Origin of the sequence: Lentzea cavernae (assembly GCF_014653695.1) — a bacterium.
Lineage (GTDB): Bacteria > Actinomycetota > Actinomycetes > Mycobacteriales > Pseudonocardiaceae > Lentzea > Lentzea cavernae.
Genome location: NZ_BNAR01000005.1, coordinates 41,779 through 58,926 on the forward strand (window position 1 = coordinate 41,779; position 17,148 = coordinate 58,926).

General features: G+C 70.1%; 18 protein-coding genes. 11 read left to right on the forward strand and 7 right to left on the reverse strand.

From position 1 onward, the window contains the following. The first annotated feature begins 439 nt into the window (after positions 1 to 439). A complete protein-coding gene (locus IE307_RS17560) occupies positions 440 to 787 on the forward strand; it encodes a PadR family transcriptional regulator (RefSeq protein ID WP_229904808.1) in 348 nt (115 codons plus the stop codon). Then, the gene (locus IE307_RS17565) at positions 784 to 1,680 is read left to right on the forward strand and encodes a hypothetical protein (protein WP_191299056.1); all 897 of its coding nucleotides are present in this window, start codon (positions 784 to 786) and stop codon (positions 1,678 to 1,680) included. The genes IE307_RS17560 and IE307_RS17565 overlap by 4 nt, the downstream gene beginning before the upstream one ends. Here the strand turns inward: IE307_RS17565 and IE307_RS17570 are convergent. Together IE307_RS17570 and IE307_RS17575 are read right to left on the reverse strand one after the other, a co-directional pair. Then, entirely contained in the window at positions 1,677 to 3,089 is a 1,413-nt protein-coding gene (locus IE307_RS17570) for an MFS transporter (RefSeq protein WP_191299057.1), read from the reverse strand. The genes IE307_RS17565 and IE307_RS17570 overlap by 4 nt on opposite strands. Positions 3,090 to 3,143: 54 nt before the next feature. After that, entirely contained in the window at positions 3,144 to 3,905 is a 762-nt protein-coding gene (locus tag IE307_RS17575; RefSeq protein WP_229904809.1) for a glycerophosphodiester phosphodiesterase family protein, read from the reverse strand. A 364-nt stretch (positions 3,906 to 4,269) separates the two neighbouring features. Here IE307_RS17575 and IE307_RS17580 point away from each other — a divergent pair, with 364 nt between their 5' ends. The 3 genes from IE307_RS17580 (at position 4,270) to IE307_RS17590 (ending at position 7,344) form a co-directional block, all read left to right on the forward strand. Next, positions 4,270 to 4,611: a hypothetical protein gene (locus tag IE307_RS17580; RefSeq protein ID WP_030475304.1), complete on the forward strand. Its 342-nt coding sequence runs from the start codon at positions 4,270 to 4,272 to the stop codon at positions 4,609 to 4,611. Positions 4,612 to 4,683: 72 nt separating this feature from the next. Further along, a complete protein-coding gene (locus IE307_RS17585; RefSeq protein ID WP_229904810.1) occupies positions 4,684 to 6,684 on the forward strand; it encodes a putative bifunctional diguanylate cyclase/phosphodiesterase in 2,001 nt (666 codons plus the stop codon). Between the two features lie 51 nt (positions 6,685 to 6,735). Then, the gene (locus IE307_RS17590; protein WP_191299059.1) at positions 6,736 to 7,344 is read left to right on the forward strand and encodes a VOC family protein; all 609 of its coding nucleotides are present in this window, start codon (positions 6,736 to 6,738) and stop codon (positions 7,342 to 7,344) included. On the opposite strand, the gene IE307_RS17595 is transcribed toward IE307_RS17590, so the two are convergent. Next, complete coding sequence (locus tag IE307_RS17595; protein WP_191299060.1) at positions 7,337 to 7,726, reverse strand: hypothetical protein; 390 nt, start codon at positions 7,724 to 7,726, stop codon at positions 7,337 to 7,339. The two genes, IE307_RS17590 and IE307_RS17595, sit on opposite strands and share 8 nt — an antisense overlap. 19 nt (positions 7,727 to 7,745) lie before the next feature. After that, positions 7,746 to 8,210 (reverse strand): PPOX class F420-dependent oxidoreductase, encoded by a 465-nt coding sequence (locus IE307_RS17600; protein WP_191299788.1) that lies wholly within the window; start codon positions 8,208 to 8,210, stop codon positions 7,746 to 7,748. Positions 8,211 to 8,220: 10 nt separating this feature from the next. Here IE307_RS17600 and IE307_RS17605 point away from each other — a divergent pair, with 10 nt between their 5' ends. Then, positions 8,221 to 9,063 carry an alpha/beta fold hydrolase gene (locus IE307_RS17605; RefSeq protein WP_191299061.1) on the forward strand — a complete coding sequence of 281 codons (843 nt, stop codon included), beginning with the start codon at positions 8,221 to 8,223 and terminating at the stop codon, positions 9,061 to 9,063. 128 nt (positions 9,064 to 9,191) lie between these two features. Here the strand turns inward: IE307_RS17605 and IE307_RS17610 are convergent, their stop codons facing one another. After that, positions 9,192 to 10,448 (reverse strand): GGDEF domain-containing protein, encoded by a 1,257-nt coding sequence (locus IE307_RS17610; RefSeq protein ID WP_229904811.1) that lies wholly within the window; start codon positions 10,446 to 10,448, stop codon positions 9,192 to 9,194. A 150-nt stretch (positions 10,449 to 10,598) separates the two neighbouring features. Between IE307_RS17610 and IE307_RS17615 the strand changes: the two genes are divergently transcribed. After that, the gene (locus IE307_RS17615) at positions 10,599 to 10,754 is read left to right on the forward strand and encodes a hypothetical protein (RefSeq protein ID WP_191299063.1); all 156 of its coding nucleotides are present in this window, start codon (positions 10,599 to 10,601) and stop codon (positions 10,752 to 10,754) included. Between the two features lie 54 nt (positions 10,755 to 10,808). Here the strand turns inward: IE307_RS17615 and IE307_RS17620 are convergent, their stop codons facing one another. After that, positions 10,809 to 12,011, reverse strand: a complete 1,203-nt coding sequence (locus IE307_RS17620; RefSeq protein WP_191299064.1) for an MFS transporter — start codon at positions 12,009 to 12,011, stop codon at positions 10,809 to 10,811. Positions 12,012 to 12,014: 3 nt separating this feature from the next. After that, positions 12,015 to 13,508 carry a carboxylesterase/lipase family protein gene (locus IE307_RS17625; protein WP_191299065.1) on the reverse strand — a complete coding sequence of 498 codons (1,494 nt, stop codon included), beginning with the start codon at positions 13,506 to 13,508 and terminating at the stop codon, positions 12,015 to 12,017. 144 nt (positions 13,509 to 13,652) lie between these two features. Here IE307_RS17625 and IE307_RS17630 point away from each other — a divergent pair, with 144 nt between their 5' ends. The 4 genes from IE307_RS17630 to IE307_RS17645 are packed head-to-tail and all read left to right on the forward strand — an operon-like array spanning position 13,653 to position 17,032. Beyond that, positions 13,653 to 14,309 carry an HAD family hydrolase gene (locus IE307_RS17630; RefSeq protein ID WP_229904812.1) on the forward strand — a complete coding sequence of 219 codons (657 nt, stop codon included), beginning with the start codon at positions 13,653 to 13,655 and terminating at the stop codon, positions 14,307 to 14,309. Continuing rightward, the gene (locus tag IE307_RS17635) at positions 14,306 to 15,310 is read left to right on the forward strand and encodes a phosphotransferase family protein (RefSeq protein ID WP_191299066.1); all 1,005 of its coding nucleotides are present in this window, start codon (positions 14,306 to 14,308) and stop codon (positions 15,308 to 15,310) included. Before IE307_RS17630 ends, IE307_RS17635 begins: the two co-directional genes overlap by 4 nt. Continuing rightward, complete coding sequence (locus IE307_RS17640) at positions 15,310 to 16,521, forward strand: acyl-CoA dehydrogenase family protein (RefSeq protein WP_191299067.1); 1,212 nt, start codon at positions 15,310 to 15,312, stop codon at positions 16,519 to 16,521. Before IE307_RS17635 ends, IE307_RS17640 begins: the two co-directional genes overlap by 1 nt. A 4-nt stretch (positions 16,522 to 16,525) precedes the next feature. Continuing rightward, positions 16,526 to 17,032, forward strand: coding sequence for a GNAT family N-acetyltransferase (locus IE307_RS17645; protein ID WP_191299068.1), 507 nt, complete (start codon positions 16,526 to 16,528; stop codon positions 17,030 to 17,032). Positions 17,033 to 17,148: the final 116 nt, after the last annotated feature.

Consider the following 17,148-nt stretch of genomic DNA (forward strand, 5'->3'; position numbering starts at 1 on the left):
CGGTCTGTCCCTCGCCATCGTCCGCCCCTTCGAGTGCGACCTGCTGTTTCGCGACGACATAGCCGCTGAGAGGGCCCTCTAAACCTCCTCTGGGATCGAATCGCTCGATAGTTTCAGTGTGGACTGATTCTCGCGCTCCGGCGGAGGTCCGGTCGGGGGAGGGGAGCGGACCTCACGAACAAGGACGCCGCGCCTGGGCGAGTGGGCGGGCTCGGCGGTGAACCCGCTGATCGTGGGGCAGGGGGCGTGCCGGAGGTGGAGGGGCGCGCGGGCGGCAAGCCGGGCATGCGTGACGCCGGCCCATGGGCCGAACGCCCGACGGTCATCGGTGCGAGCGGCGGGATATCTGAAGATCCCTATATCTTCAGTGTTGACTAAATAGAGCCACTTCGGTTGGTCCGCTTCCCAATATAGCTCGCGCCGCGATATATTCAGCAACATGAGTGGTCGGGTCATGTCCGAGCAGACGTTCCTCGTGCTCACCGCGCTGGCGGAGGAGCCGTTGCACGGCTACGCGATCGTGCAGGCGGTGGAGCAGTTGTCGGAGGGGCGGATGGTGTTGAGGGTCGGCACGCTGTACGGGGTGCTGGACCGGTTGGTGGCGGACGGGCTCGCCGAGCGCGACCGGGAAGAGGTGCACCAGGGGCGGCTGCGGCGCTACTACAAGCTCACCGACTCCGGTGTGCGGGCGTTGCAGGCGGAGGTCGCCAGGCTGAGCGCGAACGTGCGGGCGGCGACCGCGGTGCTGAGGGGGAGGGGCGTCCAGGCATGGGCGGGTCGGGCATGAGGAATCTGGAGCGGCGCTACCGCACGCTGCTGAAGGTGTTGCCCCGCTGGTACCGGCGGGACCGCGAGGAGGAGATGGTCGGGATCTTCCTGGCCGAACGCGACGACGACCTCGACCTGGAGCACAGCTGGCCGGGGTGGGGGGAGACGGGGGCGGTGCTCGCGCTCGCGGTGCGCACGCACCTCGCGGCCGGGGCGGCGCTCACGAGCGTGCCGTCGAAGGTCGCGCGGCGCGGCGAGGTCGTGCGCGCGCTGGGGATGCTCGGGTTGTTGCTCGGCATGTTCTACGCGATGAACATGGTCGTGACGGTCGTGGTCGGGCTCGGTCGTCCGTTCCAGTCGCCGCAGCCGTGGTGGCGGGTGCTGGAACTGGCACCGGTGGTGGCGTTCGCGGCACTGCTGATCGGGTGGCGCACACTCGCGAAAGTGGTGGCGGCGGTGCCGTTGTCGCTGGTGGTGGTGTCGGTGACGGCGACGGGGGATCCCGGGTACGTGCTGGTCTGGGGCGTGTTCCAGTTCCCGTTGCTGGTGACGTTCGTGTGCCTGTGTCTGGGTTTCCACCGGGAGGCGCCGATCCCGCCTGCCCGCAGGCTGCTGTGGTGGGGCGGGGGAGCGTTGCTGCTCGGGGTGGTCGGCGGGTTCTCCGGGGGGACCGGGATGCAGACGATCGCGGTGCTCACCCTGGTGTTGCGCGTGGCGGTGTTCGTGCGCGGTGACGGGGTGCTGGGGCGTGCGTTGTCGTTGTTCGCACTGGCGCAGTTGGTGCCGTTGCTGTTCGTCGTGGTGCCGTCGCACAGCTACCTGATGCCGGTCGGTGTGCTGGCGGCGCTGCTCGCGGTCGCGGCCGTGGCACCGGTGTGGCGCCGCCCGAAAGCGGCGCCACAGATGGGCTAGACGAGCACGGGTTCCTTGTTGCCCACGGCCTTGATGGCCCGGCGGACCGGCACGAAGATCAGCAGGACGAAGCCGGCGACGAAGAAGATGATCAGGGCGAGGATGGCGGGCCGCAGGCTGCCGGTGGCCTGGCCGACGCCGGCGAACACCAGCGGGCCGAGCCAGCTGGTGGAGCGCTCGCCGACCTCGTAGAGCGAGAAGTACTGGGCTTCGCGTCCGGGCGGGACCATCTGGCTGAACAGGCTGCGGGACAGGGCGTTCGTGCCGCCGAGCACGATGCCGATGCCCGCGGCGACGAGGTAGAACGACGTCTCGTCGCCCGCCTCGACGAAGAACGCCGCGGTGATCACGACGATCCACACGACCAGTGAGCCGAGGATCGTCTTCTTGGCGCCGACGCGCTTGGCGACGTAGCCGTGCAGGACGCCGCCGATGAAGGCGACGAACTGGACGATGAGGATCACGGTGATCAGCGTCTGCTGGTCGAACTTGAGCTCGACGCTGCCGTACTGGGCGGAGACGTTGGCGACGGTGGCGATGCCGTCGGTGTAGATCAGGTAGGTGCCGAGGAACGCGAGGGTGAGCGGGAAGGCCTTGGCCTGCCTCAGGGTCGTGCCGAGTTCCTTGAAGCCGGCGGAGATCACCGAGGCGCCCTGCTCGCCGCCGTGCGGGCGCTGGTGCTCGGTGAGGGCGCGCAGCGGGATGATCGTGAAGGCGGCCCACCAGATGCCGGAGATGACGAACGCGATGCGCGCGGCGTCGCCGGAGGAGATGCCCAGGGAGTCGGCGGACAGGGTGATGCCGAGCTGGATCGCGAGGGCGACGCCGCCGCCGAGGTAGCCGAAGGCCCAGCCGCGGCTGGAGACGGCGTCGCGTTCGTCGGGTGTCGCGATTTCGGGCAGGAAGGCGTAGTAGACGACGACGCTGGAGCCGTAGCAGATGTTGGCGAGGATGAAGAAGACGACGCCGAGCTTCCAGTTGGTGCCTTCGACGGCGGCGAGCGCGATGGTGGCCGCGGAGCCGGTGAAGGCGAAGAAGCCGAGCATCTTCTTCTTGTTCTGGGTGCGGTCGGCGATGGCGCCCATGACGGGCAGCACGAGGACCTGCACGACGGTGGCGATGGAGAGCAGGTAGCCCCACAGCGAGCCGGAGGGGAACTGCAGTCCGAGGATCGTGACGTCGCAGTTGGCGAAGGCGTTGTCGTTCGCGCACGGGTTGGCCCCGTTGAGCGCGGTGTCGGCCTTGGCGGCGTTGGTCGCGATGCTCGTGAGGTACAGCGAGAGGAAGACGGTGATCACGGACGTGGGGAACACGGAGTTCGCCACGTCGTACCAGACCCAGCCGCGTTGTTCCTTCTTGCGGCGCCCGGCGTTGTCGGCGTCGGCGGCGTCGTCGCCCTTGCTCTTCATGACGGCGGACTGTACTTGTCCGCCCTCACGTCCATTGATCGACTGCCCAACCTGTTACCAGCTGTTCCGGGACCGGAGAACTTCGCGCAGGACGTCCGGCCGGTCGGTCACGAGCCCGTCGACTCCGAGATCGAGGAGCGCGCGCATGTCGGCCTCGTCGTCGATGGTCCAGACGTGCACTTCGAGGGACCTGCGGTGGGCGGCCTGGACGAAGCGGCGGTCGACGATGTGCAGGCGTCCCTGGCTGACGGGGACCTGGGCGACCTGGCCGCGGACGGCGAGCCCGGCGAGCGGGACGCGTCCGGCGGCCCAGAGCGCGCCGGCGGAGCGGGGTCCCATGGACGTCAGCAGTTCGGGTCCGGCGATCTTGCGCAGGCGGGCGAGGCGGTTGTCGGAGAAGCTCGCGAGGCAGACGCGGTGCAGGGACTTGGCCTTGCGCAGCAGGGTGACGATCGGTTCGACGGCGCTCTCGGACTTGACGTCGATGTTGAAGAACGTGTCGGGGAGCTCCTCGAGCACGTCGGCGAGGCGGGCGATGGGTTCGCGGCCGCCGACGTTGGCGCGCCGCACCTCAGTCCAGGGGAGGTCCGAGACGACACCCCGGCCGTCGGTGGTGCGGTCGAGGGTGTGGTCGTGGTGCACGACGACGTGGCCGTCGGAGGTGGCGTGGACGTCGGTCTCGATGTAGCGGTAGCCCTCCTGCACGGCCCGGCGGAAGGAGCTCAGGGAGTTCTCCATGCCGGTGAGGTCGTCGACGTGCCAGCCGCGGTGGGCGAAGGCGCGGGGGCGCGGGCCTGCGAGGTAGGGGTGGGTCACGTGACGTGAGTCTGCCTGTTGGTGGTGGCTCAGGAGTGGACAGTGGGTGGCGACACACTGTCGCGTTCTTCTCTATTGCTTCAGTGTGACCTGAAATCAGGCCTGTCGGCCATCTGAACCAGCGTTCGCTCACCACAGACACCCGCAAGGAACCTGGGGACTCGTCCTGTGGATGGCAGCAGGCTCCTGAAGCGTTCGACGAGATCTGAGCGGAAGCCAAACCACGCGGTACACCGGCTCGACCCCGATCCCACCCGAAAGCGGTGCGAAAGGCTCTGCGGGTAGTGTCCGGTTCCCTACGAAGGTCGGGCTTTCTGGCGCGTCGCTGGAGACCACCCACCGCGATTCGCTACCGTCGCGCGCCATGGAGCGCTCCATGGAGGCGGATGAGCCCAGGCACTGCGCGTGGTGCGGGAGGCGGTTGCCGGGGAGTGGGCGGATCGGCCGGCCGAGGCGTTATTGCGCGCAGCCGTGTCGTCAGCGTGCGTACGAGCGCAGGGCGGCGTTGCAGCGGGGTGGTCTGCCGGAGGACGCGGTGGTGTTGAGCACCGCGGAGCTGGCGGACCTGCAGGACAGGTTGTTCCAGCTGCGGTGTGCCGCGGAGGACGTGGTGACCGCGGCGCAGGACGGGGCGGAGAACGAGGAGCTGAGGAAGCTGGCGGCGGAGCTGGTGGAGTCGGCGAAGGGTTTGGAGCGGCTGCGGTAGCCGTTCGCACAACAGCGAACTGACCGGCGTAGCGGGTTGCTTACGTCCGGTGATCGGACGATCATGACGCGCGTGACCTCCTACTGCCGCACGGTGCTGGACCGGGCGGGTGTCGGCTATGCCGTGACGGATTCGCGCGGGAACCTGTTGTGGTGCAACCGCGCGTTGGGTGCTGTGCTGGGGGTTCCGGTGGAGCAGGCGTACGGGCGGTCGTTGCCCGCGTTGCTGCCGGGGGTGCCCGAGGTGCCGGCGCCGGTGCGGGAAGTGCTGGTGCCGGGGCCGAGGTGGCTCGAGGTGCGGTGCTCGAAGCTGGGTGACGACCTGATGTACGAGGTCGTGGACGTGTCGTCGTGGCGTGATCGTGAGTTGACGGTGACGCAGGAGGCGGACGCTCTTCGGCGTGCTCAGGCGTTGGGGCGGATGGGCACGTGGGAGTGGTTGATCCGCGAGGACCGGGTGACGTGGTCGGACACGTTGCTGGAGATGTTCGGGTTTCCGCCGGGGACGGCGTTCGACTTCCAGATGTATTCGCAGCTGGTGCACCCGGACGATCTGCCGATGATCGAGGAGACGCTGGACGCGGCGCTGAAGTCGGGTTCGGTGTTCACGTACACGCATCGGATGTTGCGGCCGGACGGCAAGGAGCGGGTGTTCGAGTGCTTCGGTGAGGTCGTCGTGGGGGACGACGGCACGCCGTTGAGGGCTTTGGGGACGGCGCACGACGTGACGCAGTCGAGTCGTGTGCACGACGAGCTGGTGCGGATGGCGGAGCAGGATCCGTTGACGGGTCTGCCGAACCGCAGGGCGTTGACGCGTGCTCTGGAGCAGGAGCTGGCGAACAACGGTTCGGGTGCTCTTCTGGTGCTGGACCTGGACAACTTCAAGGACGTCAACGATCTGCGCGGTCATGCGGTGGGTGACCGGGTGATGCGGATGCTGGCGTCGGCGTTGCAGTCCCGTCTGGGTGACAGGTTGATCGCTCGTCTGGGTGGTGACGAGTTCGCGGTGGTGTTGCCGGGTGCGTCGCCGAAGGACGCGTCCGAGGTGGCTGATGGGCTGCGGGACGCGGTGGCGGGTTTTCCGCTCGCCGGTATCGGTACTCCTGCGCGGATCACGGTGAGCACGGGTCTGGCGGAGTTCGGTCCGGGTGATTCGTGGGAGTTGGTGCTGGCGAACGCGGATTTGGCGCTGTACGCGTCGAAGGCGGCGGGCCGGGACCGGGTGACGGTGTACGAGCCGAACCACTACGCGGACACGGTGAAGCGGGTCAGTGTGCTGGACCGGCTGCGGGCGGCGCTGTCGGGTGGTGGTCTGGCGCTGTACGGGATGCCGATGGTGGAGCTGACGTCGGGTCAGACGCTGGGGCACGAGTTGTTGTTGCGGTTGGAGGACGGGCAGGAGCCGTATCTGGGTCCTGCGGACTTCCTGCCGGTGGCGGAGCGGTCGAACCTGATCCTGGAGGTGGACCGGTGGGTGTTGACGACGGCGATCGACGCGTTGGTGGCGCAGCCGGATCCGCGGTTGCGGTTCAACGTGAACGTGTCGGGGCGGACGTTGGAGGATCCGGACTTCGGTGATTTCGTGCTCGACAAGCTGGGGTCTGCGGGGGTGGCGCCGGGCCGGTTGGGGTTGGAGATCACGGAGACGGCGGCGGTGACGAACCTGGACGCGGCGGTGACGCTGGCGACGCAGCTGCGGAGTTTCGGGTGCCGGATCACTCTGGACGACTTCGGTTCGGGGTTCGGGTCGTTCGTGCACCTGAAGCACTTGCCGATCACGGGTATCAAGATCGACGGTGAGTTCGTGAAGGGCATCGAGACCAACGACGCGGACGCGGTGCTGGTGTCGGGGATCGTGCAGATCGCGAACGGGCTGGGGTTGTCGGCGGTGGCGGAGTGGGTGGAGCGTCCGTCTCAGGTGGACGCTTTGAAGGGGCTCGGGGTGCGGGTGGGGCAGGGTTTCCACCTCGGTCGGCCGGTGCCGTTGAGTGACGTGGTGAGCGCGGAGCGCATGCCGCCGAATGGCGCATTGTCGTCTCAGGTGGTGGGCGCAGAGGATGGTGCGCGCTCCTGATCCCCGCCCGATGGGATGTCCGTGTCGTCTTGTGGTGTTCGTCGTCTTGAGTTGAGCGTTGCCGAGCCCGAGTTGTCGGTGGACTTCTTCGCCGGGGTTCTCGGGTGGACGGTGATCGCGGAGCCCGGTGGGTCGTTCTCGGGCTGGGTGGGTGATCGGCTCGCGGCTCAGGTCGTGGCGGGGGACCGGGGTTGGCGGGTGTTCTTCGGCGGTGATGAGCCGCGGGAGTTGGTGGGCAACTCCTCTGTGGACTCCGGGCGGGTGTTGCACGGTCCGTGGGCGCCGCCGCCGCGCGCTGGTGAGCCGTGCTGGGCGGAGTTGATGACGTCGGCGCCGCGGGACGAGTACTGGGTGTCGGAGTTGGGCTGGGAGAGCAGGTCCGGCGCGGAGGACTTCGTGTTGTTCACCTCGGCGCGTCATGGTGATCCGCGTGCTGTGGCGGGGCGTCTGGTGACGTCGCGTGCGGAGGGCTGGCAGGTGTACTTCGCGGTGGAGGACGTGGCGGCGGTGTGTGCGCGGGTGTCCGAGTTGGACGGTCGTGTGCTGCTGGAGCCGACGACCGTGCCAACGGGACGGATCGCGTCGATCGAGGGGCCGCGTGGTGGTGCGTGCGTGGTGCTGGAGAAGCCCGCGGGCTGGGGCGGTGCGTGGGCTAGCTAGTGGTGTCGCGGTCGAACCACGCCACCGCGAGCAGGATCAGGGCGGTGGCGGTGCTGACGCCGGAGTTGATGAACAGGTCGCTGGTGGCCATGCCGATCTCGCGGCCCCAGTAGGCGAGTTGTGAGCCGGCGTCCCAGAACAGGTACATCAGGGCGTTGACGACGATGATCTTGCGCCGGTCCTTCGCCCGCTGCAGTCCCATGGCGATGACCGTGACGGCGATGATCAGGACGTGGTATCCGGCGACGGCGTACCACTGGAACGCGCGGGTGGGGGTCATCTCGCCGCCGAGGTAGGCGCGGTCGGTGAGTGCGGGGTCGAGGGTGAGCACGACGGCCTGGAGCAGGTTGAACGCGATGTAGGCCCACAGGACGATTTTCATCCAGAGCTTCACCCGCGGGTCACTGCTCCAGTTCGGGCGGGAAGCCGCCGGTGGCGATGGGGCCCCAGCCGGTGATGGTGACGCGGATGAGGGACTTGCCCTGGCGGAGCATGGCGGCGCGGTACTCGTCCCAGTCGGGGTGCTCGCCCGCGATGCAGCGGTAGTACTCGACGAAGTCCTCGAGGGCTTCGGGCAGGTCGAGGACTTCGGCGGTGCCGTCGATCTGGACGTAGGGGCCGTTGAAGTCGTCGGAGAGCACGCAGAGGGTGACGGCCGGGGTGCGGCGGGCGTTGCGGACCTTGGCGCGCTGGGGGTAGGTCGCGACGACGACGCGGCCCTGGGAGTCGACGCCGCAGGAGACGGGGGAGACCTGCAGTCCGCCGGTGCTGCCGCGGTGGGTGATGAGGAGGCCGTGGTGGCGGGTGGAGAGGAACTCGAGCAGCTGCGGCCGGTCGACGACGTCCGCGGTGGCGATCTTCGGCATGATGTCCAGCATGGCACGCTTCACCTCGTTCGACGGCACTGAACTCGCCTACCGGGAGCTGGGCGAGGGGCCCCCTCTGCTCGTGCTGGCGGGTGGTCCCGGGCGGGCGTCGGAGTACCTGGAGACGCTCGGTGGCCTGGACGCGTCGCGGCGGCTGGTGGTCCTGGACAACCGGGGTACGGGGGAGTCGGCCGAGCCCGCGGACCCGTTCACCTACCGCCGGGACATGCTGGTGCGGGACGTGGAGGCGCTGCGCCGGCACCTGGGCCTGGACGTGGTGGACGTGCTCGGTCACTCGGCGGGCGCGGGCATCGCGATGGGGTACGCGGCGGACTTCCCGGACCGCGTCGGGCGGCTGGTGCTGCTGACGCCGGCGTTGCGCAGCGTGGGGTTGTCGCCGGAGCAGAGCGACTGGGACGCGTTCCTGGCCGCGCGGGCCGATCGGCCGTGGTTCGAGGCGGCGACGACGGCGCTGGAGCGCAACGCGGCGGGTGACGACTCGGTGGAGAACCGGGTGGCGGCCTCGCCGTTGCTGTACGCGCGGTGGGACGAGCGGGCGCAGGCGCACGCGCGGGCCGAGCTCGGGCAGTGGAAGTACGAGGTGGCGCTGGGCTACAACGCCGAGGGTGCGTTCGTGCCGGGTGTGCTGCGGCGGGCGCTGGCGGACTTCGGCCACCCGGTGCTGGTGTACGCGTGCTCGGAGGACCCGATCTCGCCGGTGCGGCGGTGCGTGGAGCTGGCGGACCTGTTCCCGGACTCGACGCTGACGGTGCACGACGGTGTGGGGCACTACCCGTGGGTGGAGGAGCCGGAGCAGGTCGCGCGGCGGATCGAGGCGTTCCTGGCCGACTAGGGGGACCGGGTGGTGTCCGGCGGATCCGTCCGAGGAGTGGCGGTGCCGGCCCTCGCGGTCTCGTTCCCGGCGTGCTCGCCTGGTGCGGCGGTGCCGTCTCCCCCGGTCGCTGTCGCCGTAGGTGCGGGTCAGCGGGCGGCGGCGGTGGCGACGCGGTCGCGGCCGTTGTTCTTGGCCTGGTAGAGGGCCTCGTCGGCGGCGAGCAGCAGGGGGCTGAGTTCGAGGGCGGTGTCGGGGAACACCGCGGCGCCGACGGAGCCGGTGAGGCCGGTGATGACGCGGGGCTCGCCGGAGCGGTCGACGACCTCGATCTCGAGGCGGGCGATGTCGAAGCGGATGCGTTCGGCGGTGGCGCGGACTTCGGCGGTGCCGACGCCGGGGAGCAGGACGGCGAACTCCTCGCCGCCGAAGCGTCCGACGAGGTCGTAGGAGCGGACGGCGTGTCTGAGGGTGTCGGCGACGGCGCGCAGGACGCGGTCGCCGGCGAGGTGGCCGTAGGTGTCGTTGATCTGCTTGAAGTGGTCGAGGTCGAGGATGAGGACGCCGACGGTGGAGACGAGGCGGCGGGCTCGGGCGATCTCGCGTTCGGCGACGTCGTGCCAGAAGGTGGCGTCGACCAGGCCGGTCTTGCTGTCGGTGCGGGCGGCGACGCGGAACTGGGGCAGCAGCAGTCCCATGTGCAGGGCCAGGACGGTGAGCAGCAGGATCGGGGAGAGCCACGGGCGGGCGGTGGCGATGATGGCGATGCCGGAGCCGAGGCCGACGGACGCGGTGACGATGAGGACGTCGGAGGCGTGGCCGAGCGCGGTCTTGAGCGGGTTGGCGGGGTTGGTCATGATGATCGCGCCCACGACCAGGGCGTAGTTGACGAACCAGTAGAGGAATCCGGCGATGACGAGGGCGATGAGTCCTCGTGGACCGTCCAGGTCGGACGGGTGTGAGGCCGAGAACATGTGCAGCACCCATTGCGCTGCGGCACAGCCAAGTACGACAGTGGCGGCGGAGAACAGTTTCCGGTAGAGAACGGCCCGGCGCTTGTACACCCGCAGCCACGCGTGCAGGTAGATGGTCACGACCATCAGGACGACCAGTGGCATCGGGAGAACGAGCACGCCCGCGAATTGCCACACCGATTGCATCTGCGCGTGAGGGACGCCCTCAGAGGAGATTTCGCGGATGCGTTCTATTCCGCGCGCCGCTTCGAGGTGGATCAGCGCTGCCGCGGTGAGTGCCGCGAACCAGACCCAGTGGCGCACCTCGACAGGGGTAAGCCGTGCGGTCGCGAGCGTGACGAGTGCCGCGAGCACGGCAATCGTCACGACGTAGGTCAGCACGACAGGAGGAAGGGACCATAACTTCCACCGGCGCGGGTCGAGCCAAGGCACGCTGCCACCCCCACCGAACACCATCAGGAACAAACCACTGTAGCTATCGGGTCACGGGAAGTCGTGGCTCCATGTGGGGGACCTCACCCCCGAGCACACCTCGCTTTTCACCCCTCTTCGCACACCCCGCATTCCCACAAGGAGACGGTCATGATGAACCGCGCGCTGTCCACCGACTGGACTTTCACCTCCACTGACTGGACCTTCGCGACGTCGACGGACTGGACCTTCGCCTCCGGTTCGACCGACTGGACGTTCGTGTCGTCGACGGACTGGACGTTCGCGTCGACCGACTGGACCGTCTGAGTCCCTGTGCGTTCGTGGTGACGCGGGAGGGTGCCCGCCCGGCGCCCTCCGCCGTCACCGTGACGGTCGTCGGGCCTGTGTGGACGCCCGTGTCCACTGCCACCCGGCGCCCGCGGCGGCGATCGTGCCCACCCCGGCGACGGCGGCGATGACGTGGTGCACGGGCCAGAAGTGCGCGGCCGCCCCGGCCGCGGCGATCCCCAGGCCCTGGGAGACCCGCAGGGCGGTGACGGCCAGTCCGAACGCCTGCCCGCGCGTCGCGTCGGGCACCGACCGCACGAACGTCGCGTTCGCGAGCAGCTGGTAGCCGCTGGCCGCGCCGGAGAGCCCGAGCAGCACCAGCGTCCACACCAGACCCGGGCCGAACGCCATCGGCAGCAGCACCGCGCACGAGGCGACCGACAGCGCGGGCATCCACCGCAGCCCCCGCTCCGCCGGTACGCGGGCCAGCACGACCATGCCCACCGCCGTGCCGGCGGACACGACGCCGAAGATCGCCCCGACTCCGGCGGGACCGGCGCCGAGCTGGGCGGCCAGCGGGGCGGCGAGGGCCTCGGCGGTGATGTAGAACCCGGAGACGCAGGCCAGTGCGACCAGGGCGCGCAGCCGCCGCTCGCCCCACACGAGTCTCGCGCCGCCGACCAGGTCGGCGGGCCAGGCCCGCACGTGGGGGTGGGCCGGCGCCGGCCGGTCCAGCAGGAACAGTCCGACCAGCAGTGCCGAGACCGCGAACGTGACCCCGTCGGCGACCAGTACCGGGCTCGGTCCCAGGGTCGCGACGAGCACGCCGCCGCCGAGGAACCCGGCGACCTGCGCGGCCTGGGTGACGGTGTTGAGGACGGCCTGGCCGAGCGGGTAGCGCTCGTCGGGCAGGATGTGGGGCAGCAGCGCCGCCCTCGCCGCCCCGTGCGGGGCTCCCGCGAGTTGCACGGCGACCAGCAGCGCAGCCAGTGCCCACAACGGCAGTCCCGGTACAGCCATCAGCGACAGCAGTGCCGCGCGCACGACGTCGGCGGCCACCATGACATTGCGGCGGGCGAACCGGTCGGCGATCCCCGAGAGCAGCGGGCCGCCGAGCAGGTCGGGCAGGAACGTCAGCGCGTAGGTCAGCGCGGTGAGGCCCGCGCTGGCGGTGCGGTCGTAGACGTGCACCGTCAGCGCGACCCTCGCGAACTGGTCCCCGGCCACCGACACCACGTGCGCCACGAACAGGGCGCGGAACTCGCGATCGCGGGCGAGTCCGCGGTAGCCGGGCATGCGCTACAGGATGGACGACCAGAACCCGCACTGGTGATCGAGGGCGAAGTCGGTGCCCCTGATCGCACCGGGTGCCAGCGACTGCACCGGGGCGCGCCACCCCGGATCGCCGGTGCGGGCGAACCGGCCCCACGCCGAGATCATGTAGTCCGACACCGCCCGCTGGGTGGGGGTGAGGGTCTGGCCCATGTCGAAGAGCATCAGCAGCTCGGAGCCGTGGTAGGCGCCGTACTCGGGGAACGGCGGGAAGCCGGGGAAGATCATCGGCACGTCCGGGTCGGAGAACTCGTAGCCCGAGACCCGTGTGTGCCTGCCCAGTTCCTCGCGTGTGGTCTGCGTCGTGCACGCCCACGACCGGTCGGTCAGCAGCTGGGCGATCTCGTCGCGGGCGTCACCGTTGCCGTTGACCGGGTATCGGGCGGCGATCTGGCCGGCGTTGGGCCCGAACAGCCAGGCGAGCTGGTCGCCGTAGGCGGTCTCGGGAATCGGCTGCGGGAAGAACAACGGCGCGAACAACGTCATCTCGTCGTGCGTCGAGCCGACCAGCGTCGGTACCCGGTGCACACGGCCGGTGCGTTGTGCGAGGGCCGGGTCGGTCGGCAGCAGCGCGGTGTCGAACGACGGTGACGCGAACTGCTCGTGCACCGTGAGCAGATCGGACACCGGCTTGGCCCGCAGACACGTCAGGTCGGCGCAGCCGAGCGCGCCGGTACCGGCGTTCTCCGTGTCGGTGCGTGAGCGCCACACGCCGGTGAACTCGCCGGGCGCGGTGAACGAGGGCAGCGTCAGCCCGCACGGTCCGGACTGGATGATCGCCTTGGCGAACAGCCCGGCCGCGCGTGGTGAGGCCAGCTGCGCGCAGATGCTCAGCCCGCCCGCGGACTCGCCGAAGACCGTCACGTTGCGCGCGTCGCCGCCGAACGCCCGTGCGTTGCGCTGCACCCACTTCAGTGCCGCCTGCTGGTCGGCGAGCCCGAACGTCCCCGAACCGGGCAGGCCGGGGTGCCCGAAGAACCCGAACACGCCGAGCCGGTAGTTCACGGTGACCACGACGGCGTCGTTGTTCGCCGCCAGCCAGGTCGCGTCGTACATCGACGCGCCTCCGGCGGTGAACCCGCCGCCGTGGATCCACACCATCACCGGCCGTGGCCTGTGCGTGCCGCGGGCCGGGGTCGTCACGTTGAGGTACAGGCAGTCCTCGACGTCGGACGCGGGTTGTCCGAGCTGGGAGTTCTGCGCGCACGTCGGCGCGGGTGCCGTCGCGTCCCGCACCCCCTGCCACGGCCGGGCGGGCCGCGGGTCGCGCCACCGGTTCTCGCCGACCGGGGGCGCGGCGAACGGGATGTTCCCGAACGTCCGCACCTGCTCGCCCACCGTTCCGCGCACGGCGCCCTTGTCCGTGCGTACCACCGCGCCACTGCCCGCCGCCGCGGCGGGGCTCACCAGCACCGCACTCGCCATCAGGGCGGCCACTGCCGCCGTCACAATCCTTCTCATCGTCGTCGTCCCCCTTTCGGGTTCGAACGTAGCGAGGTGCGGCAGGGCGGGAAACCGGATAAAGAGGACTGGGGGAGTCCATCGAAAGTAGGACGCGACGCTCACCGGTTGCCCACATACCGACCGGTCGGTACCCTCCGTTCCGTGGGTGACTCAACGCTTCCGCAGCAGCCCGAGGTCGACGCGCTGGTGTTCGACTGGGGCGGCGTCATGACCGTGTCCGTGCCCGAGTTCGTCGGCGCCTGGATCCACGCCGAGGCCATCGACCGCGACGTCTACGGCCGCATCATGCGCGAGTGGCTCAGCCGCGACGCGCTCCCGGACAACCCCGTGTTCCGCCTGGAGACCGGCGAGCTCACGGTGCCCGAGTTCGAACGGCTGCTGGCCGCCGAGCTGATCACCACCACCGGCGCGGCGATCGACGGGAACGGGCTGCTCAAGCGCATGTTCGGCGGTGCCACGCCCGACCCGGCGATGGTCGAGCTCGTCCGCAAGGCCCGCGCCTGCGGCCTGCACACCGCGCTGCTGTCCAACAGCTGGGGCGAGGGCTACCCGAAGGACCTGCTGCTCGAGCTGTTCGACACCGTCGTCATCAGCGGCCGCATCGGCCTGCGCAAACCCGACGAGCGCATCTACCACCACACCCTGGAGCTCATCGGCGTCCCCGCCGGGCGCGCGGTGTTCTTCGACGACGCGCCGATCAACGTCGAAGCCGCCCAGGCCGTCGGCATGCACGCGCTGCGGCACACCGGCGCCGAGAGCACCCGCGCCCACCTCGCCACCCTCGGAGTGAACCTGTGACCGACCTTCCCGGCCTCGACCTGCAGGCACTGGCCACGCACCTGGGCACGGGCCCGCTCACCGGCGAGCTGTTCCGCGGCGGCCGCTCCAACCTCACCTACCGCGTCAGCGACGGCACGCAGACCTGGGTGCTGCGCCGCCCGCCGCTCGGGCACGTCCTCGCGACCGCGCACGACATGGCACGGGAGTTCCGGGTCATCTCCGCCCTGGCCGACACCTCCGTGCCGGTGCCGGGCGCCCACCGCCTCGTCGAGGACACCTCCGTCATCGGCGCGCCGTTCTACCTCATGCAGGAGATGCCCGGCGCCGCCCTGCGCGAACGCTCCCAGTGCCCGTGGATCACCCCCGAGCAGGCCCGCACGCTCTCCGAGCGCCTGGTCGACGTGCTCGCCGACCTGCACTCCGTCGACCCCGACTCCGTCGGACTGGGCGACTTCGGCCGGCCGGAGGGGTTCCTGGCCCGGCAGGTCAAGCGGTGGGGCAAGCAGCTCGACGCCTCCCGCAGCCGGGAGCTGCCCGGCATCGAGGAACTGCGCGACAAGCTCGCCGCCACCGTCCCCGACTCGGCGCGCGCCACGATCATCCACGGCGACTACCGCCTCGACAACGCACTGGTCACCCAGGACCCCCTCGAGATCAGCGCCGTGCTGGACTGGGAGATGGCCACCCTCGGCGACCCGCTCGCCGACCTCGGCCTGCTCTACGTCTACTGGGCGGGCCTGGGCTCCGACAACGACCCCATCACCGGCGGCGTCACCTCCCTGCCCGGGTTCCTCACCGCCGACGAGCTCGTCGCCCGCTACACCGCCCGCACCGGCACCGACACCTCCGGCCTGGGCTGGTACATCGCCTTCGGCTACTTCAAGCTCGCCGTCATCGTCGAGGGCATCCACTTCCGCTTCGCCAGCGGCAAGACCGTCGGCGCCGGCTTCGAGAAGCTCGGCGCGTTCACCGTTCCCCTCGTTCGGCAGGGACTCGCCGCCGCCCACAAGGAGCTCTAATGGACTTCGCCTACGACGCCAAGACCGAGGAACTGCGCACCAAGCTCCTCACGTTCATGGACGAACACGTCTACCCGGCCGAAGCGGTCCTCGAACAGCAACTGCACGACGCCACCGACCCCTGGCAGCGCCAGCCGGTCCTGCAGGAGCTCAAGGCCGAGGCCCGCCGCCAAGGCCTGTGGAACCTGTTCCTGCCGGACGCCGAGCACGGCGGCGGCCTCACGAACCTGCAGTACGCGCCGCTCGCGGAGATCACCGGCCGCAGCCCCCACCTCGCCCCCGAGGCGCTCAACTGCGCCGCGCCGGACACCGGCAACATGGAAGTGCTCACCATGTTCGGCACCGACGAGCAGAAGAAGCAGTGGCTGCAGCCCCTGCTCGACGGCGAGATCCGCTCCGCGTTCTGCATGACCGAACCCGACGTCGCCTCCTCCGACGCCACCAACATCGCCACCCGCATCGAACGCGACGGCGACGACTACGTCATCAACGGCCGCAAGTGGTGGTCCTCGGGCGCCATGAACCCCAACTGCGCCATCTTCATCGTCATGGGCAAGACCGACCCCGACGCCGACCGCCACCGCCAGCAGTCCCAGATCCTCGTGCCCCGCGACACCCCCGGCGTCACCATCGAGCGCGAGATGCGCGTCTTCGGCTACGGCGACCACGCCCACGGCGGCCACGCCGAGATCGTCTTCGACGACGTCCGCGTCCCCGCGACGAACCTGATCGCCGGTGAGGGCGAGGGCTTCGCCATCGCCCAGGCCCGCCTGGGCCCCGGCCGCATCCACCACTGCATGCGCCTGATCGGCATGGCCGAACGCGCCCTGGAGCTCATGTGCCGCCGCGCGGTGTCGCGTGTCGCGTTCGGCAAGCCCATCGCCACCCAGGGCGTCGTGCAGGAGTGGATCGCCGAGGCGCGCGTGCGCATCGAACAGGCCCGCCTGCTCGTGCTCAAGACCGCGTGGCTCATGGACACCGTCGGCAACAAGGGCGCCCACACCGAGATCCAGGCCATCAAGATCGGCACCCCGCTGATGACCGAATGGGTCCTCGACAAGGCCATCCAGGCCCACGGCGCCGGCGGCGTCAGCCAGGACACCCCGCTCGCCGAGCTCTGGGCCGCCGCCCGCACCCTGCGCCTGGCCGACGGCCCCGACGAGGTCCACCGCATGTCGCTGGCCAAGCGCGAGCTCAAGAAGTACCTGTAGACGCATGGACATCACGCGAGGCGGGCCGGCCGACGTCCCGACGATCCTGCACATGTTGGACGACGCTCAGGACTGGCTCGCCTCGCAGGGGCGCACCGGGCAGTGGGGGACAGAGCACTTCTCCGGTGTCCCGGCCGCCGTCGAGCGCTTCACCGCCTACGCCACCACCAGCACCCTCTGGCTCGCCACCGTCGACGGACAGGCGGCGGGCGTGATCGTCACCTCCACCACCCCCGTCGACTACGTACCGCCCGTCGCCGAACCCGAGCACTACGTGCTGCTCCTGGTCACCGCCCGCGCGTTCACCGGACGCGGCGTCGGCGCGGCGCTGCTCGACCACGCCCTCACCGAGGCCCGCGCCGCCGGGGTCGGCCTCGTGCGCGTCGACTGCTACGACGGCGACGACCACCGCCTCGTCGCCTACTACGAGCAGCAGGGCTTCACGTCCCTGGGCACCTTCACCGCGCGCGACGGCACCTGGCCCGGCCGGGTGCTCGGGCAGCGCGTCTAGGTGCTGTCTTGCGAGTTCGTTCGATGAGAGGCGCGGGCGAGCGACCCGGAGACGGTGCCGCCGCCACGCCCTCATACCGGGCCGTATCCGGGCGTTGCGGCGGTGCCGTCTCCGGG